This is a genomic window from Kribbella sp. NPDC050820 (genome assembly GCF_040653975.1).
In the GTDB taxonomy this organism is placed as follows: domain Bacteria; phylum Actinomycetota; class Actinomycetes; order Propionibacteriales; family Kribbellaceae; genus Kribbella.
Map to the genome: position 1 here is coordinate 17,151 of NZ_JBFAHB010000009.1, position 15,974 is coordinate 33,124.

Genomic DNA, 15,974 nt, shown 5'->3' on the forward strand with positions numbered 1-15,974 from the left:
AGCACGTGCCGGTCCGGCGCCGGATCGGTTAGCGTGCTGCGAACACGGCGAGCGGGGGAGAGGAGACGGTGGGGTGGACCACACGGGCGAGGTACGGACGATCGGCGCCGACCATGTCGCGTTGCGCGAGCAGGTGCTCGCCGAGTTGCGCCGGCGGATCGTGGACGGCGACTACGCCCAGGGCGAGCGGTTGACCGAGACCCGGCTGGCCGACGACTTCGGTGTCTCCCGGAACCCGGTCCGCGAGGCCCTGCGGGTGGTCGAGGCCGAGGGGTTCGTCCGGATCCTGCCCCGGCGGGGAGCCGTGGTGGTGACGCTGGACGAGGTCGCGGTCCGGGACCTGTTCGCCGTACGGGAGCAGTTGGAGACGCTGGCCGCCGGGCTCGCGGCCGAGCGGGCGACGCCGCGGGACGTGGAGCGACTGAGGCGATTGCTCGCCGAGGCCAGCGAGGCGACCGAGGCCAAGGACTTCGACCGGGTCGCCGAGCTGAACAGCGCCTTCCACCGCGCCGTCATCACGGTCAGTGGCAACCGCTGGCTGCTGTCGATGTCGGCCGCGATGTACCACCACGTCCACTGGGTCTTCCGCGTCGGCGCAGCCCAACGTGCCCCGCACTCCTGGGAAGAACACATCCGCCTGGTCGATGCCATTGCCGCCGGCGACCGCGAAGCCGCCAGCGGGGCCGCCCGCCTCCACGTCGAAGCCGCCGCCAAGGCAGCCCTCAACGGCCAGACTTACCGGCCGACCGCGTAGCCCTGCATACCGCGCGGGTTGGCGGCCGCGGCCAGGACGCCGTCAGCTTCCTTGCGTACGGCGCATAGGCGGCCGAGGCTCCACGCGTCGCTTTCGGTGACGACGTGGCCGCGTCGGATGAGCTCATCGCGGATGCCGGAGCCTAGGCGGCTTTCGATCACCAGGCCGCCTGGCTCGGTTGCGCGAGGGTAGAAGGAGGACGGGAAGCCGGTGGTGTGCCAGGCCGGGGCGTCGATGGCTTCCTGGAGGTCCATGCCGGAGCCGAGGTGGCGGAGCAGGAAGAGCAGCTGCCACTGGTCTTGCTGGTCGCCGCCGGGCGAACCACAGGCGAGGACCGGCTGTCCGTCACGCAGCACCAGCGTCGGCGTGAGCGTGGTCCGTGGCCGCCGGCCAGGTGCGAGCGAGGACGCCAGACCCTCTTCCAGCCAGAACATCTGCAGCCGGCTCCCGAGGCAGAAACCGAGCTCGGGAATCGTCGGCGAGGATTGCAGCCAGCCGCCGCTCGGCGTCGCCGAGATGACGTTGCCCCACCGGTCGATCACGTCGACGTGACAGGTGTCGCCTCGGGTCACCCCCTCCGAGGAGACGGTCGGCTCGCCGGTCGTTGCGTCGCCGAGGTCGTTGCTCACAGCAATCGACGGCAAGATCGGCTCGCGACCGTCCGGCCGGCCGGGCCTCAGCTCCTTCGAGGCGTCCGGACCGACGAGCTTGGCCCGTTCGGCGGCGTACGCGCGGGAGAGCAGGGTCTTCAGCGGTACGTCGGCGCCGTCGCCGTACCAGGCCTCGCGGTCGGCGTAGGACAGCTTCATCACCTCGACCGTGGTGTGCACGCCCTCCGCGCTGTCCAGGTCGACGTCACCGAGCTCGTTCAGTACGGCGAGCGACTGCAGTAGTCCCGGCCCCTGGCCCCACGGTCCGGTTTTGGCGACCGTGTACCCGTTCCAGTCGAGTGTGGCCGGCTCCTCCCAGCTCGCTTCGAAGCCAGCCATGTCGTCGCCGGTGATCAGCCCAGCGTGGTCCGCGCCGCTGGAGTCCCGGTGCGGCAGCCGCGAGAACTTGTCGACCGCCTCGGCGACGAAGCCCTCCCGCCACGCCGTCCGAGCTCGTTCGACCTGCTGCACGCGATCCGCACCGGCCGCCTCGGCCTCCGAGACGAGTCGCTCGAGCGTGGCGGCGTACGCCTCGTTGCGGAACATCCCGCTCGGCGGACGCCCACCCTGCAGCCACAGCGCGGCCGACGTCGGCCAGTGCTCTTCGAACAGTCCCTGCACCGTCCCCACCGTCTCGCCGACCCGCGGCACGAGCGGGTGCCCCTTGCGGGCATAGTCGATCGCAGGCTCCAGTACGACGCGCAGCGGCATGCTGCCGTGGTCACGCAGCAGGAGCAGCCACGCGTCGACCGCACCGGGCACAGCCGCCGCGAGCGGTCCGGAGCCGGGGACGAGAGACAGGCCGAGGGACCGGAAGTGCTCGATCGTCGCACCGGCCGGCGCGACACCCTGACCGCACAGCACGCGCGGGGTCGGGTCGTCGGCGGTGGCGATGATTGCCGGCACCTCACCGCCCGGCCCGTTGAGGTGCGGCTCCACCACGTGCAGGACGAACCCGGCAGCAGCCCCGGCGTCGAACGCGTTCCCGCCGAGCTCCAGGATCCGCATCGCCGACTGCGACGCCAGCCAGTGCGTGGACGAAACCATCCCGAACGTGCCGCGCAGCGTGGGCCGGGTGGTGAAGGTCATGGGGCAACTCCTTCTACTGTGCGTACGTCGGGGCCGGTGCCGTCGTCGCGGACCAGATGACAGGCGACCTGGTGTCCACCTTCTCCGATCACGCGTTGCTCCGGCACCACTGTCCGGCATGTGTCGATCGCGACCGGGCACCTGGTGTGGAAGCGGCACCCGGACGGCGGGTCGATCGCCGAGGGCAGGTCGTCACCGAGCAGCACCGGCTTGCGCCCCCGCTGCTCGGCCGGGTTTGGTACGGGCGCTGCCGAGAGCAAAGCCTGGGTGTAGGGGTGGGAAGGCGCACCGAAGATGCGTGCACGCGGGCCGTGCTCGACCAGTTGCCCCAGGTACATCACGGCAACCTCGTCGGCCAGGTACTCCACCGCTGACAGGTCATGCGTGATGAACAGACAGGCAAAGCCGAGGTCCCTCTGAAGGTCAGCCAGCAGATTGAGTACTGCGGCCTGCACTGACACGTCCAGCGCACTCGTGGGCTCGTCCGCCACGAGCAGACGCGGCTCCGAGATCAGCGCGCGTGCAATGCTCACTCGCTGGCGCTGACCGCCCGACAGCTCGTGCGGAGAACGCTGTGCGACCTCTGGTCGCAGCCCGACTCGGCGCAGCGACTCGGAAACCTTTGCTGCGATGTCCCTACGACGCATGAGCCGTAGCGGCTCGCCGACGATGTCGCCGACCGACAGCCGCGGGTCGAGTGAGCCCGCGGGGTCCTGGAACACGATGGACACGTCGCGCCGGTGCGGACGCAGTTGCCGGCGGTTGAGGTGCGTGATGTCCGCACCGGCGAGCCGTACGGTCCCGTCGGTCGGCTCCAGCAGCCGGACGATGCACCGGCCGACTGTGGACTTGCCAGACCCGCTCTCACCGACCAGCGCGACCACAGACCCCTGCCGGATCCGTAGCGTCACGCCGTCCACGGCCCGCACCGGCCCGAAGTGCATGACGAGGTCCTCGACCTCGAGAGCGAGCTCGGTCATGACACCACCTCGACGGGCTCTCGGACCGGGTTCCAGCAGGCGACTCGGTGGTGACCGGGTGTCAGTTGGGGTTGGGACGCCGTACAGGTGTCTGTTGCTCTTGGGCAGCGGTCGGCGAAGGTGCAGGCGTCGGGCTGTTCGGACAGGACCGGCACGAGGCCGGGGATCTCGTTGAGGCGGTGCGTCTCGGCGTGCCGACCGGCGGCCGGTGACGCGCCGAGGAGGCCGGCCGTGTACGGGTGCTGCGGGTGGGCGAACAGTTCATGCACCTCCGCGGTCTCGACGACGCGGCCGGCGTACATGACGGCGACTCGGTCGGCCAGGTCGGCGACGACGCCGAGGTCGTGCGTGATCAGGACGATGCTGGTCCCGAGCCGCTCGCGCAGTTCCCGCAGTACGTCGAGGATGCCTGCCTGGATCGTGACGTCGAGGGCCGTGGTCGGCTCGTCGGCGATCAGCACCTTGGGGTCGCAGGCAACGGCCATCGCGATCATCACGCGCTGCCGCATGCCGCCGGACAGTTGGTGCGGGTAGTCGCCGACGCGGCGCTCGGCGGACGGGATCCCGACCAGTCTGAGCAACTCGATCGACCGGTCCCGCGCGGCCTGGCGGCTGAGGCCGACGTGCGTCCGCAGGACTTCGCCGATCTGGTGGCCGACGGTGAAGACCGGGTTCAGCGACGTCATCGGCTCCTGGAAGATGTACGCCACCTCACGGCCGCGGATCGAGCGCAGCGTCCGCTTGTCGGCGCCGATCAGCTCAAGACCGTCGAGCTTCACTGACCCGTCGACCGTCGCCGTCCGGGGGAGCAGGCCGGCCAGGCTCATCGCTGTGACGCTCTTGCCGCAGCCGGACTCGCCGACCACGGCCAGCACTTCGCTCTCGCCGACCTGGAAGCCGGCCCGGTCGACGGCCGACAACGTGCCGTCCTCGGTCCGGAAGCTGACGGACAGGTCCGTGACCTCGAGAACCGTCCGCATCCGGTCCTTGTTCATCGAGCTGTTCAACGGCGGCTCACTTTCGGGTCGAGCGCGTCGCGCAGGCTGTCGCCGACGATGTTGAACGCCAGCGTCAGCAGCATGATCGCGAGGCCGGGCATCACGGCGGCCCAGGGAGCGCGGGCCGCGAACTGCTGGGCGTCGGACAGCATCGTGCCCAGGCTCGGCGCCGGCGGCTGGATGCCGAGGCCGAGGAAGGACAGCACCGCCTCGCCGAGGATCGCGGCCGGGATCGCGACCGTGGCCTGGACGATGATGACCGAGGCGGCGTTCGGCAGGATGTGCCGGCCCAGCACCCACAGGTCGCCGGCGCCCTCGACGATCGCGGCGGCGACGAAGTCGAGCGACTTCAGCCGCAGCGTCTCGGACCGGACGATCCGGATCACGCCGGGGATCTGGGCGATGCCGATCGCGATCGCCGCGTTGCCGAGGCTGGCGCCGCGGATCGCGGCCAGCCCGACCGCGAGAATCAGGAATGGGAACGCGAGCACCAGGTCGGTGAACCGCGAGATCAGCGCGTCGATCGCCCGGAAGTACCCGGCCATCAGTCCCAGTGGCACGCCGACCACCAGCGACGTGGCGACCGCGAGTACGCCGACGTGCAGCGACGCCCGCAGTCCGTACATGATTCGCGCGAGCACGTCCCGGCCGAGGTCGTCGGTGCCGAGGATGTAACCGGGCGTTCCGGGAGGTGCGAACGCACGGTCGAGCTGGGTCTGGGTCGGCTCGTGCGGTGCGAGCCACGGCGCGAACACCGCGAGGATCACCGCGATCCCGAGGACGACGAGGCCCGTGATCGCGAGCGGGTTGCGGAGCATCCGCCGTACCACTCGGCGCCGGTTGCTGCGCAGCGGCGTGCCTGCGGTGACGGTGACGTCGGTGATGGCCATCAGGCATCACCCCGGACCCGGATCCGCGGGTCGATCACCGAGTACAGCAGGTCGACGAGCAGGTTGATCACGATGTACGCCGTCGCGGTCACCAGGACGACGGCCTGGATGACCGGGTAGTCGCGCTGGAAGACCGCGTCCACTGTCAGCTTGCCGAAACCGGGCAGCGCGAAGATCCGCTCGGTCACCACGGCGCCCGAGATCAGTGCGCCGAGTTGCAGGCCGACGATCGTGATCACCACGATCAGGCTGTTGCGCAGCGCGTGCCGGCCGATCACCGCGCGCGGCGAGAGCCCTTTCGCCTCCGCCGTACGGATGTAATCGGCGCTCAGCGCGTCCAGCATCGACGACCGGGTCTGGCGCATGATCACCGCGGCCAGGCCGGTGCCGAGGATCAGCGCCGGCAGGATCAGGTGGTGCAGGTTGTCGATCGGGTTGCTGAAGAACGGCACGAACCCCGACGCCGGGAACAGGCCGAGCGCGACGGACAGGTAGAGGATCGCCATCAGGCCGAGCCAGAAGTTCGGCACCGACAGGCCGAGCAGGGCGAGCGCGTTGGCGGCCCACTCGGCCGGGCGGCCGCGCCGTACGGCGGCGACGACGCCCGCGCCGACCCCGATCACGCTGGCGATCAGGATCGCCAGGATGGACAGCTCGATCGTCACCGGCAGGGCGCTCGCGATCATCGTGGTGACCGACTCGCCGGTGCGGATCGACTGGCCGAGGTCGCCGCGCGCGGCGTGGCTGACGAACTGCCAGAACTGCACCAGCATCGAGTCGTCCAGCCCGTACTGCTCCCGGATCGCCCGCAGCGACTCCGGGTCCCGGTCCTCGCCGGCCAGGGCGAGGGCCGGGTCACCCGGCAGCGCGCGGACTCCGGCGAACACCACGATCGTTGCCAGGATCAACGTGACGATCGACTGCCACAACCGGTCGAGGAGATACCGATTCACTGGGCGAACCCTGCGAAGGCTGCCCGGAGGACACCGTCGGGGTAGACCTGGATGCCGAGGATCTTCTTCGAGACGCCGGTCAGGTTGCGCTGGCGGTACATGTAGATCAGCGGGTCGTCCTGCTGCAGCTTGGTGACGACGTCGCCGTACAGCTTGATCCGCTCGGCCTTGTCGGTCGACTGGCGGGCGTCGGTGAGCAGCTTGTCGATCTCGGGGCTGCTGTAGCCGGCCACGTTCTGGCTGCCCTCGGAACCGACGAAGTTGTAGATGTTCGCGTCCGGGTCGACCCGGCCGGACCAGCCGAGCTGGAGCAGTTCGAAGTCACCGCGGTCCTGCTGGTCGAGCAGTGAGGCGTACTCGACCGGCTTGATCACCAGGTCGAACCCACCCTCCTTGACCATCGCCTGCAGGGCCTGCGCGAGCCGCAGGCTGTCGGGGTTGTTCGAGGTGATCATCGTGACCTTGTACGGCGTCGTGACGCCGGCCTCGGACAGCAGTTGCTTCGCCTTCGCCGGGTCATGCGGCGGGCAGACCTGGGCCGCCTCCGAGGTGAACTCGCTCTTCGGCGAGACCGGTGAGCAGGCGACCGTGTTCAGGTTGTTGAAGATCGACTTCACCAGCGCCTCGCGGTCGATCGACAGCGCGATCGCCTGCCGGACCTTCGGCTCCTTCGCGATCGGGGTGTCTAGCTGCTTGAGCGGGTTCCCGATGCCGTTCGAGTTGGCGATGTTGACCGTCAGGCCCTGGTAGCCGAGCGACTGCGACTGCAGCACGGTCATGCTGCTGTCGCCCTGCAGCGACGGCGCGTCCTGGGTCGACAGCGAGTCGGCGACCTGGGCGTCACCGGACTTCAGGTTCGCCGAGCGGATGCTCGAGTCGGTGATGATCCGATACTCGATCGCGTCCAGGTGCACCTTCGCGGCGTCGTAGTACAGCGGATCCTTGACCACCTTGATCGAGTTCTGCGCCACCCGGCTGGCGAACTTGAACGGGCCGGCGCAGACCGGCGCGGTGGAGAAGTTCGCGCCCAGCTTGGACACCGCGGCCGGGCTGAGCACCATGCCGGCCCGGTCGGCCAGCGCGGCGGTCAGCGGCGCGAACGGCTTGGACAGCTTGATCACCACGGTGTTCGGGTCGGGCGTCTCGACCTTGTCGATCGGGCCGAGCTCGCTCTTGCGGCCGGAACCGGCCAGGGTCAGGCCACGCTCGATCGAGACCTTCACCGCGTTCGAGTCCATGGTGCCGCCGTCGGCGAACTTCACGCCCTGCTTGAGCGGGATCGTGAGGCTCAGGCCGTCGGGGGAGATGGTCGGCAGCGCCGTCGCGAGCTGGGGCACGATCTTCGCGTCCGGGCCGAGGTCGTACAGCTTCTCGCACATCGTGTGGAAGACGTAGCGCGAGTACAGGCTGCGCGACAGCGTCGGGTCCAGCTTGTCCGGGTCCGCGGACAGGGCAACGGTCAGCGTGCCGCCCGGCTTCACCTTCGCCGGGTCCGCCGGGTCGCCGAAGACGTCCTGCCCGGTGGACGGCTGGGCACTGCCCCCTGAGTCGCTCCCGGCCGGCTCGACGGGGGAGCAGGCGGTCCCGATCAGGGCCAGGGCGATCACCCCGACTGCCGCTCCGGCGTACCGCGGGCCACGGCTCCAGCTGGAGCGGTTCAGCAAGGACAGAAGTCGGCGAGTAGTCATCAGGTGCTCCTGAGTAGGCGGTCTCGTCGACTGTTTCATGTATACAAGGCACGTGCGCAAGTGAAACGGCGAGTTTGTGTGAACCTTTTACCGGTTCCGGCCGTACTTCGTTCTGAACGTTCAAGTGCCGACCGCCGACGGGCCGCCGGAGGGTGGTTCACGCCCTCGCGGCGGCCGTCTCGCGGCCCCAGGGGTTGGCTGGGCGGGTTGGCTAGGCGTTCACCGGATAGCGGAGCTCGCCTTGCGGCAGCGGGGCGCCGGTGAGCGACAGGGCCATCAGGTTCGGCCCGTCGTACTCGGGGTGATGGATGCCGAACTCGGTGGCCTGCCGGAAGCCGAACCGCGGGTAGTACTCGGCGTGCCCGAGCACGACCACGGACTGCTCACCACGATCACGCGCCGTGTCGAGCGCCGCTCGGATGGCCGCGCTGCCGGCCCCTTTGCGCTGGTACGGCGGCAGCACTGCCACCGGCCCGAGTGACAGCACCGGTGCGTCACCGACGTGACAGCGAGTCAGCAACGCATGCGCAACCGGCCGGTCGTCGTGCGTCGCGACGAACGACAGCCCGTCGATCCAGGCGATCGGGTCGGCACGCAACGCGTCGAGGAAGTCAACCTCGAACTGCCGCCCGAACGCCTGCCGGGTCAGCTCCCGGATGGTCTCGATCTCCGCGCTCGTCTCGGCTCGGGTCTTCCACATGAAGGACAACGGAATCCCTTTCGGGCAAGGGGCCCCGCGTCACGGGGCCCTAGGTGAGTTGGATGACCGGAATGGCTGCCGCGCACGCGACAGCGCCCGCTGACACGGTCATCAACCCACCTCCTCGAGACTCCGAAGTCGGGGACAAGTTAGCTGGTCGGGGTGGTTCTGTGCACGTGGTTTTACCAATCCGTCAGCGCAGCCAGTGGGTCGGTGGATGGTGGGGCTGTGGGGGTCCAGGTGTTGTCGATGCGGTGGTAGGGGTGCCAGCGGCCGTGGTGGTCCAGGCGGAGTTGGGTGTTGGCGCCGACGGTGATGCGGTTGTCGCGGATTTCGACGGTGAGCTCGGCGGCGGTGAGCTCGGTGCGGGCGCGGGCCAGCTCTGCCGGGTCCGGGGTCCAGGTGTGTTCGAGCACGTCGAGGCCGGGTGCGCCGCCGTACCTCCAGGCTTGGATGCCCAGAGCAAGTTTCTCGTCGGCGAGCGCGTCGGCGAGCTCGGGGAAGTCGGCGGCCAGGCGTACGCCGTCCTGCCACTCGTCGAGCACCTGCGGCTCCGGCGTCCCGTGCAGCAGCGCGTTGAGCAGCGCCCGCGCTCGCCGAGACGCATCAAGCACCAGCAGTGCCAACGTGCCCGGCGGCATCCCCTGCGGCACCTCGATCCCACTCACCGCCAACTCATCCACCGTCACCTTCCCCGGCAACCCAGGCACCTCAGGCAAAGCACCAACCGACGTGCCAAGCACCTGATCCGGTGACAGCCCCGGCTGCTGGACCTCGGCGGCCGGTGGTTGACTCCGGCTCTGGAGTTGGTTCAGGAGGGATTCTCGGGAGCGGCCGCGGAGGAGGAGTAGGACGAAGGGGTCGGAGTCGAGGAGCCAGGCCGCCTGGTAGGAGAGGCCGGCGGCGTGCTGGCAGGGCAGCTCCCAGCCGTCACACGTGCAGTTGGAGTCGAGATCCCCGATGCCCGGCAGCAGCGGCACCCCGGCATCGGCCGCCGCCTCGACCAGGTCGTGCGGCATCTCGCCGTCCAGCAACGCCGCGATGTGACCGGCGCGTTCGGCGACCTGGTCGAGGAAGCGGCTCCACTCGTCCGCGCTCAACTCGTCGACCGTCACGACGGCTTCATAGGTGTCCTCGGGCGCGTAGACCGTCGCCGCGATCCGCCCCGGGCTGATCGTGATCGTCCCGACCTGCCCGGAGTTCGCGTACCGCCGGCCCTTCCGCAGCTGGTCCGAGTCCAGCGATGTGTCCTCCAGCGCCTGCACCCACGCCCGCGCCCACCACGACCGTCCGCGCGTGCTCCGCCGCTGCGCCTCGAACGGCGGGAACCCTCGTGCCTCAGTCATCGCAGCCCACCTCGCAGCTCGACCAGGTCGGCCAGCTCGGCATCGGACAGCTCGGTCAGCGCAGCCTCGCCACCCGCGAGGACGGCCTCGGCCAGCTCGCGTTTGCTCGCCAGCATGGCCGCGATCCGGTCCTCGATGGTGCCCTCGGCAATCAACCGGTGCACCTGGACCGGCTTGGTCTGACCGATCCGGTACGCCCGGTCGGTCGCCTGGTCCTCGACCGCCGGATTCCACCACCGGTCGTAGTGCACGACGTGATCGGCCCGGGTCAGGTTGAGCCCCGTCCCGGCCGCCTTCAGCGACAGCAGGAACACCGGTACGTCGCCCGCCTGGAACCGCTCGACCATCTCCTCGCGCTTCGGCACCGGCGTCCCGCCGTGCAGCAACTGCGTGCCGATGCCACGGTCGGCCAGATGCCGCTCGAGCAGTCTCGCCATCGCGACGTACTGCGTGAAGACGAGGACGGCGCCGTCCTCCGCCACGATCGTCTCGAGCAGCTCGTCGAGCAGCTCGAGCTTGCCGGAGCGGCCGGTCAGCCGGGCTTCGACGTTCTCCTTCAGGTACTGCGCCGGGTGGTTGCAGATCTGCTTCAGCCCGGTCAGCAGCTTCACGATCAGCCCGCGCCGCGCCATCCGGTCGCTGGCCTGCACCTCGGCCATCAGCTCGCGAACCGTTGCCTCGTACAACACAGCCTGCTCACGGGTGAGCGAGACCGGCTGATCCGTCTCGGTCTTCGGCGGCAGCTCCGGCGCGATGCCCGGGTCGGACTTGCGCCGGCGGAGCAGGAACGGGCGGACGAGCTTGGCCAGCCGCTCGGCGACCTCTTCGTCCTTGTCGGCTTCGATCGGCGTGGCCCACTGGTTCCGGAACGTGCCGAGCCGGCCGAGCAGCCCGGGCGTGGTCCAGTCGAGGATCGCCCACAACTCGGAGAGGTTGTTCTCCACCGGCGTACCGGTCAGAGCCACTCGTGCTTGCGACGGCACCGTCCGCAGCGCCTTCGCCGTACTGGACGATGGATTCTTTACGTGCTGCGCCTCGTCCGCGACGACGAGCGCCCAGGGGTGAGCAGCGAGCCGTACGGCGTCTCGCCGCAAGGTGCCGTACGTCGTCAGCACGAAGCCGTCATCGGCGCCGTCGAGGGACCGAGCCGACCCGTGGAAGCGGCGTACCGGTGTGCCCGGCGCGAAGCGTTGGACCTCGCGCTCCCAGTTGCCGAGCAGCGAGGCCGGGCAGACGACGAGCGTCGGGCCGGCGGTGTCGGGGGAGTTCTGGCGGTGGAGGTGGAGTGAGATGAGGGTGATCGTCTTGCCCAGACCCATGTCGTCGGCGAGGCAGCCGCCGAGGCCGAGCGAAGTCATCCGGGCCAGCCAGCGGAGGCCGCGGAGCTGGTAGTCGCGCAGGGTGGCCCGCAGGTTGTCCGGCGCTTCGATGAGCTCGTCGGCGCGGTCGGGGTCGGCGATCCGGGCGCGGAGCTCCTCGAGCCATTGAGTCGGCTTGACCGCGATCTGGCGGCCGTCGATCTCGGTGCTGCCGGTGAGCGCGGCGCCGAGTGCGTCGATCGCGGTCACCGGTTTGAGGATCCGCTCGCGGGCCTTGCGGGCCAGGTCGGGGTCGATCAGCATCCACTGGTCGCGCAGCCGGACCACCGGGCGGGTCGCCTCGGCCAGCTGGTCCATCTCGGCCGCGGTCAGGGGGTCGTTGCCGAGCGCAACCTGCCAGCTGAAGTCGAGGGTTGCGTCGCCGCCGAAGAATCTCGGGAGATCGCTGGGCGGACCGTCCGACGAGGTGATCGCAGCGCGCGCGGTGAGGGCTCGCCCCAGGCTGCGCGGCCAGTGCAGGTCGACCCCGGCCGCGGCGAGGCGCTGCGCCCCGCCCGCGAGCAGGTCAGCGACCTCTTCGTCGGACAACTCCATCCTATCCGGTACGGCGGAATCCAGCAGCCGGGCCAACGGCGCCCACACCCGCCCGGCCCGCCGAATCGCGAGCGTCGCGTCGATCCGCGCCCGCGGCCCGAACCCGGCGACGTCCTCCGCCCACACGTCATCCGCATCCCGCACCAGCGTCGGATCCTGCAGGCTATGCAGCTGCACAACCGCCCGGAACGCCATCGTCTCCGGCAACTCGACCCGCAACGAGATCCGAACCCCACTGTCCAGCCCGACTGCCACCTCATCAGCCCACGACCGCAGTCGGTCGGCTCGCTGAGGCACGGTGCTGGTGAACAGCTGAGTCTTGTGAGCCTTGGCCGCAGCCGGTGACCGAGGCATCCCATCCGCCACAGCATCGAGAAAACTCCGAACCAACTCCTCAGCCACCGGCAACCGCACCCCGGCAACCCCACCGGAGCCGGAACCACCGCCCTCGCCGGTCGCCGCACCGGCGACACCACCCGTCGTGGAAGCACCGGCCTCGCCAGTTGCAGCACCGGCGACACCGCTCGTCGTGGAAGCAACGCCAGTTGCAGCACGGGTGGTGCCGCCCGTCGGGGACGCACCGGGTTCGGTGGCTGCAGCACCAACAACCGCGTGTGAGGTGGGAGCGCCTGCGGTCGAGCTGCCGACGGTCGCGCCGGGATGTGGTTCCAGGGGGAGGGATCGGGCAGTAGGAGGCATGGCTTCGGCCAGCGACAGCACGCGGTTGATGTCGGTGGTGTCGAGGGGGCCTACTCGCCAGGCGTCGTGGCCGGTGGGGGAGACGCCGGGGAGGAGCTTGCCCCGGGCGACGAGTTGGAGGGCGATCAGGGCGGCGCCGCCCCAGAAGGCTGCTGAGGGATGGGCGGCGGTGGCTTGGCGACAGCGGCCGAGGACCGGGACGGCTTCCGCTACCGGGAGCTCGATCGCGCGGACCGAGCGCAGCTCGGAGTCGACGACCAGTTGGAGGTGGGTCTGCTCGCCGACACCGAGTGGGAGCTCACCGCCGTCCGGGTTCCAGAAGCACACTCGGCCGTCTCGTGGTGGGTCGGCCGGTTTGAAGACCACCGCACAACCCGCCAACTCCTGCTGTCCCGCTACCGCCAACCCCAACACCCTCCTAGCTCATGGCACTCCTGACACCGGATCCCGCCGTACCTCAGACCGTGAGCACCTCCGCGTCGGTCGGACCGGCGCCCGGCTGGTCGAACTGGGTGCGGTACAGCTCCTCGTACCGACCGCCCGCAGCCAGCAGATCCGCATGCGTGCCCTGCTCCACGATCTGCCCGGCCTCGATCACGAGGATCTGGTCGGCCGCCCGGATCGTCGACAGCCGGTGCGCGATGACTACTGCAGTCCGGCCCTCCAGCGCTTCGGTGAGCGCCGCCTGGACAGCGGCCTCGTTGGTCGAGTCGAGCGCCGCGGTCGCCTCGTCGAGAATCACGACCCGCGGCTGCGCCAGCAGGAGCCGCGCGATCGTCAACCGCTGCCGCTCACCACCGGACAACCGGTACCCGCGCTCGCCGACGACCGTGTCCAGCTGATCCGGCAACGACCTGATCAGGTCACCCAACCGGGCCCGAGACAGCGCGTCCCACAGCTCGTCCTCGGCCGCCTCCGGCCGCGCGAGCAGCAGGTTCTCCCGGATGCTGTCGTGGAACAGGTGCCCGTCCTGTGTCACCATGCCGAGCGTCTCCCGCAACGACTCCGCGCTTACATCCCGTACGTCGACGCCCGCCAGCTTCACCGTCCCGGAGTCAACGTCGTACAACCGCGGAATGAGCTGAGCGATCGTCGACTTGCCGGCGCCGGACGAGCCGACCAGCGCGACCATCTGACCAGGCTCGGCGCGGAACGATACGTCGTGCAGCACCTCGACCCCGCCGCGGGTGTCGAGCTTCGCGACCTCCTCGAGCGACGCCAGCGAGACCTTGTCGGCCGACGGGTACGCGAAGTGCACATGCGAGAACTCGACCGAAACCGGTCCGGCAGGCACCTTCCCGGCGTCCGGCTTGTCCTTGATCAGCGGCTCGAGGTCGAGCACCTCGAATACCCGCTCGAAGCTGACCAGCGCGGTCATTACCTCGAGTCGCGCACTCGCCAGCGCGGTCAGCGGTGAGTACAGCCGGGTCAGCAGCAGCGCCATCGACACCACGGCGCCCGCGTCGAGTTGGTCGCGCAACGCGTAGAACCCGCCCAGCCCGTAGACCACGGCCAGCGCGAGCGCCGACACCAGCGTCAGCGAGGTCACGAAGACCCACTGCACCATCGCCGTCCGCACGCCGATGTCCCGCACCCGCCGCGCCCGGATCGCGAACTCCGCCGACTCCCGCGCCGGCCGGCCGAACAGCTTGACCAGCGTCGCGCCCGGCGCGGAGAACCGCTCGGTCATCTGCGTGCTCATCGTGGCGTTGTAGTTCGCCGCCTCGCGCTCCAGCGCGGCCAGCCGGTTCCCGATCCGGCGCGCCGGTACGACGAAGATCGGCAGGATCACCAGCGCCAGCAGAGTGATCTGCCACGACACGCGCAGCATCACGACCAGCGTCAGCACCAGCATCACGAGGTTGCTGACCACGCCCGAGAGCGTGTCGCTGAACGCGCGCTGTGCGCCGATCACGTCGTTGTTGAGCCGCGACACCAGCGCACCGGTCCGGGTGCGGGTGAAGAAGGCGATCGGCATCCGCTGGATGTGGTCGAACACCGCGGTGCGCAGGTCGAGGATCAGCCCTTCACCGATCCGCGCGGACAGCCACCGGGTCAGCAGGCCCAGCCCGGCCTCGGCGACGGCGATGATCGCGATCAGGACGGCCAGCCACAGCACCGTGCTGACGGCCTCCCCACCGACGATCGCGTCGACCACCCGCCCGGCCAGCACCGGCGTGGCGACCGCGAGGACCGCCGCGCCGACACTCAGCAGCAGGAACATGACGAGCGCGCGCCGGTGCGGCCGCGCGAACGCGAGGATCCGTTTCAGCGTCGCGCGCGAGAAGGGTCGCTTCTCGTCCTGTCGGTGCATCGCGTGGTACATCGACGTCCACGCGGTCATTTCCATACTCACGGCGAGACTCCGGCAGCTCGGTGGTCGGGGAGTGCCGATGATCTCGCAGACCACCGACAGTTTCCGACGCTAGAACCTCAACAATCCTTGAGGTCAACTCGGGACCTAACTGGGTACACTGTACGAAGTAACTGTAGCCGGTCCGGGAGAGCCATGCACATGAATACCGAGCACAGCGGCAGCGGCGACCCGGCGAGGAGCCTCGAGCTGCTCTGGCGCCGCCGCCGGCAGCCGACCCGCGGACCCAAGCCGGCGCTCACCGTCGAGGGCATCGTCGAGGCCGCGCTGCGCATAGCCGACGCCGAGGGGATCGGCGGCATGTCGATGCGCCGGGTCGCGGACGAGCTCGGCGTCGGCGCGATGACGCTGTACCGCTACGTCCCGGGCAAGGCCGAGCTCCTCGACGTCATGCTCGACACCGTGTACGGCGAGCTGCCGCGACGCGACGTGGACGGCGACTGGCGCGCCAAGCTCGACGAGGTCGCCCGGGAGAACCGCGAGCTGTACCTGCGTCACCCGTGGCTGCTCCAGGTCGCGATCAGCCGGCCACCGCTCGGCCCGCACGTGATGGCGAAGTACGAGTACGAGTTGTCGGCCGTCGAGGGGATCGGCCTGACCGACATCGAGATGGACGACACGGTCGCCCTGGTCAACGGGTACGTGCATGGCGCCGTACGGACCGCGGTGGAGGCGCGGCAGGTGATCCAGCGGTCGGGGATGACCGACAAGGAGTGGTGGCTGGCGCACGTGCCGCACCTGGACAAGATCGGCGACGCGCAGAAGTTCCCGCTCGCGTCGCGGGTCGGGACCGCGGTCGGGAATGAGTTCGAGGCGCCGTACGACTCCGATCATGCGTTCGAGTACGGTCTGGCGCGGCTCCTGGACGGCGTATCCGCGCTGGTGGAGAACCGGTCTGGGCCGAAAGATTAATTGTAGTTGTGAGTGAGTACTCACTCAG

At 69.7% G+C, this 15,974-nt stretch carries 12 protein-coding genes; 2 read left to right on the forward strand and 10 right to left on the reverse strand.

The features are described 5' to 3' along the window. The first annotated feature begins 73 nt into the window (after positions 1-73). Complete coding sequence (locus AB0H36_RS10840; RefSeq protein WP_360519900.1) at positions 74-754, forward strand: GntR family transcriptional regulator; 681 nt, start codon at positions 74-76, stop codon at positions 752-754. On the opposite strand, the gene AB0H36_RS10845 is transcribed toward AB0H36_RS10840, so the two are convergent. The 10 genes from AB0H36_RS10845 to AB0H36_RS10890 all read right to left on the reverse strand — a co-directional run bounded on the left by AB0H36_RS10845 (position 736) and on the right by AB0H36_RS10890 (position 15,004). After that, positions 736-2,493: a gamma-glutamyltransferase gene (locus AB0H36_RS10845; RefSeq protein ID WP_360519902.1), complete on the reverse strand. Its 1,758-nt coding sequence runs from the start codon at positions 2,491-2,493 to the stop codon at positions 736-738. The genes AB0H36_RS10840 and AB0H36_RS10845 overlap by 19 nt on opposite strands. Further along, positions 2,490-3,473, reverse strand: coding sequence for an oligopeptide/dipeptide ABC transporter ATP-binding protein (locus tag AB0H36_RS10850; protein ID WP_360519904.1), 984 nt, complete (start codon positions 3,471-3,473; stop codon positions 2,490-2,492). Before AB0H36_RS10850 ends, AB0H36_RS10845 begins: the two co-directional genes overlap by 4 nt. Further along, positions 3,470-4,480: an ABC transporter ATP-binding protein gene (locus AB0H36_RS10855; protein ID WP_360519906.1), complete on the reverse strand. Its 1,011-nt coding sequence runs from the start codon at positions 4,478-4,480 to the stop codon at positions 3,470-3,472. The genes AB0H36_RS10850 and AB0H36_RS10855 overlap by 4 nt, the downstream gene beginning before the upstream one ends. Continuing rightward, the gene (locus tag AB0H36_RS10860; protein WP_360519908.1) at positions 4,477-5,361 is read right to left on the reverse strand and encodes an ABC transporter permease; all 885 of its coding nucleotides are present in this window, start codon (positions 5,359-5,361) and stop codon (positions 4,477-4,479) included. The genes AB0H36_RS10855 and AB0H36_RS10860 overlap by 4 nt, the downstream gene beginning before the upstream one ends. After that, positions 5,361-6,314, reverse strand: a complete 954-nt coding sequence (locus AB0H36_RS10865; protein ID WP_360519910.1) for an ABC transporter permease — start codon at positions 6,312-6,314, stop codon at positions 5,361-5,363. The genes AB0H36_RS10860 and AB0H36_RS10865 overlap by 1 nt, the downstream gene beginning before the upstream one ends. Beyond that, positions 6,311-8,002, reverse strand: coding sequence for an ABC transporter substrate-binding protein (locus tag AB0H36_RS10870; RefSeq protein ID WP_360519912.1), 1,692 nt, complete (start codon positions 8,000-8,002; stop codon positions 6,311-6,313). Before AB0H36_RS10870 ends, AB0H36_RS10865 begins: the two co-directional genes overlap by 4 nt. Positions 8,003-8,213: 211 nt before the next feature. Then, complete coding sequence (locus AB0H36_RS10875; protein WP_360519914.1) at positions 8,214-8,702, reverse strand: N-acetyltransferase; 489 nt, start codon at positions 8,700-8,702, stop codon at positions 8,214-8,216. Between the two features lie 182 nt (positions 8,703-8,884). Continuing rightward, positions 8,885-10,048 carry a hypothetical protein gene (locus AB0H36_RS10880; protein WP_360519916.1) on the reverse strand — a complete coding sequence of 388 codons (1,164 nt, stop codon included), beginning with the start codon at positions 10,046-10,048 and terminating at the stop codon, positions 8,885-8,887. Beyond that, a complete protein-coding gene (locus AB0H36_RS10885; RefSeq protein WP_360519918.1) occupies positions 10,045-13,065 on the reverse strand; it encodes a DEAD/DEAH box helicase in 3,021 nt (1,006 codons plus the stop codon). Before AB0H36_RS10885 ends, AB0H36_RS10880 begins: the two co-directional genes overlap by 4 nt. A gap of 52 nt (positions 13,066-13,117) precedes the next feature. Further along, complete coding sequence (locus AB0H36_RS10890) at positions 13,118-15,004, reverse strand: ABC transporter ATP-binding protein (RefSeq protein WP_360520191.1); 1,887 nt, start codon at positions 15,002-15,004, stop codon at positions 13,118-13,120. Between the two features lie 171 nt (positions 15,005-15,175). On the opposite strand from AB0H36_RS10890, the gene AB0H36_RS10895 reads away from it, so the two are divergent. Then, positions 15,176-15,946, forward strand: coding sequence for a TetR/AcrR family transcriptional regulator (locus tag AB0H36_RS10895; RefSeq protein ID WP_360519920.1), 771 nt, complete (start codon positions 15,176-15,178; stop codon positions 15,944-15,946). Positions 15,947-15,974 lie beyond the last annotated feature (28 nt).

What these genes read in the sequence shown, in the direction of transcription:
- AB0H36_RS10850 (WP_360519904.1), bottom strand. Translation starts at nt 3,473, where the DNA reads ATGACCGAGCTCGCTCTCGAGGTCGAGGACCTCGTCATGCACTTCGGG.
- AB0H36_RS10860 (WP_360519908.1), bottom strand. Translation starts at nt 5,361, where the DNA reads ATGGCCATCACCGACGTCACCGTCACCGCAGGCACGCCGCTGCGCAGC.
- AB0H36_RS10880 (WP_360519916.1), bottom strand. Translation starts at nt 10,048, where the DNA reads ATGACTGAGGCACGAGGGTTCCCGCCGTTCGAGGCGCAGCGGCGGAGC.
- AB0H36_RS10870 (WP_360519912.1), bottom strand. Translation starts at nt 8,002, where the DNA reads ATGACTACTCGCCGACTTCTGTCCTTGCTGAACCGCTCCAGCTGGAGC.
- AB0H36_RS10890 (WP_360520191.1), bottom strand. Translation starts at nt 15,004, where the DNA reads ATGACCGCGTGGACGTCGATGTACCACGCGATGCACCGACAGGACGAG.
- AB0H36_RS10845 (WP_360519902.1), bottom strand. Translation starts at nt 2,493, where the DNA reads ATGACCTTCACCACCCGGCCCACGCTGCGCGGCACGTTCGGGATGGTT.
- AB0H36_RS10895 (WP_360519920.1), top strand. Translation starts at nt 15,176, where the DNA reads ATGAATACCGAGCACAGCGGCAGCGGCGACCCGGCGAGGAGCCTCGAG.
- AB0H36_RS10875 (WP_360519914.1), bottom strand. Translation starts at nt 8,702, where the DNA reads ATGTGGAAGACCCGAGCCGAGACGAGCGCGGAGATCGAGACCATCCGG.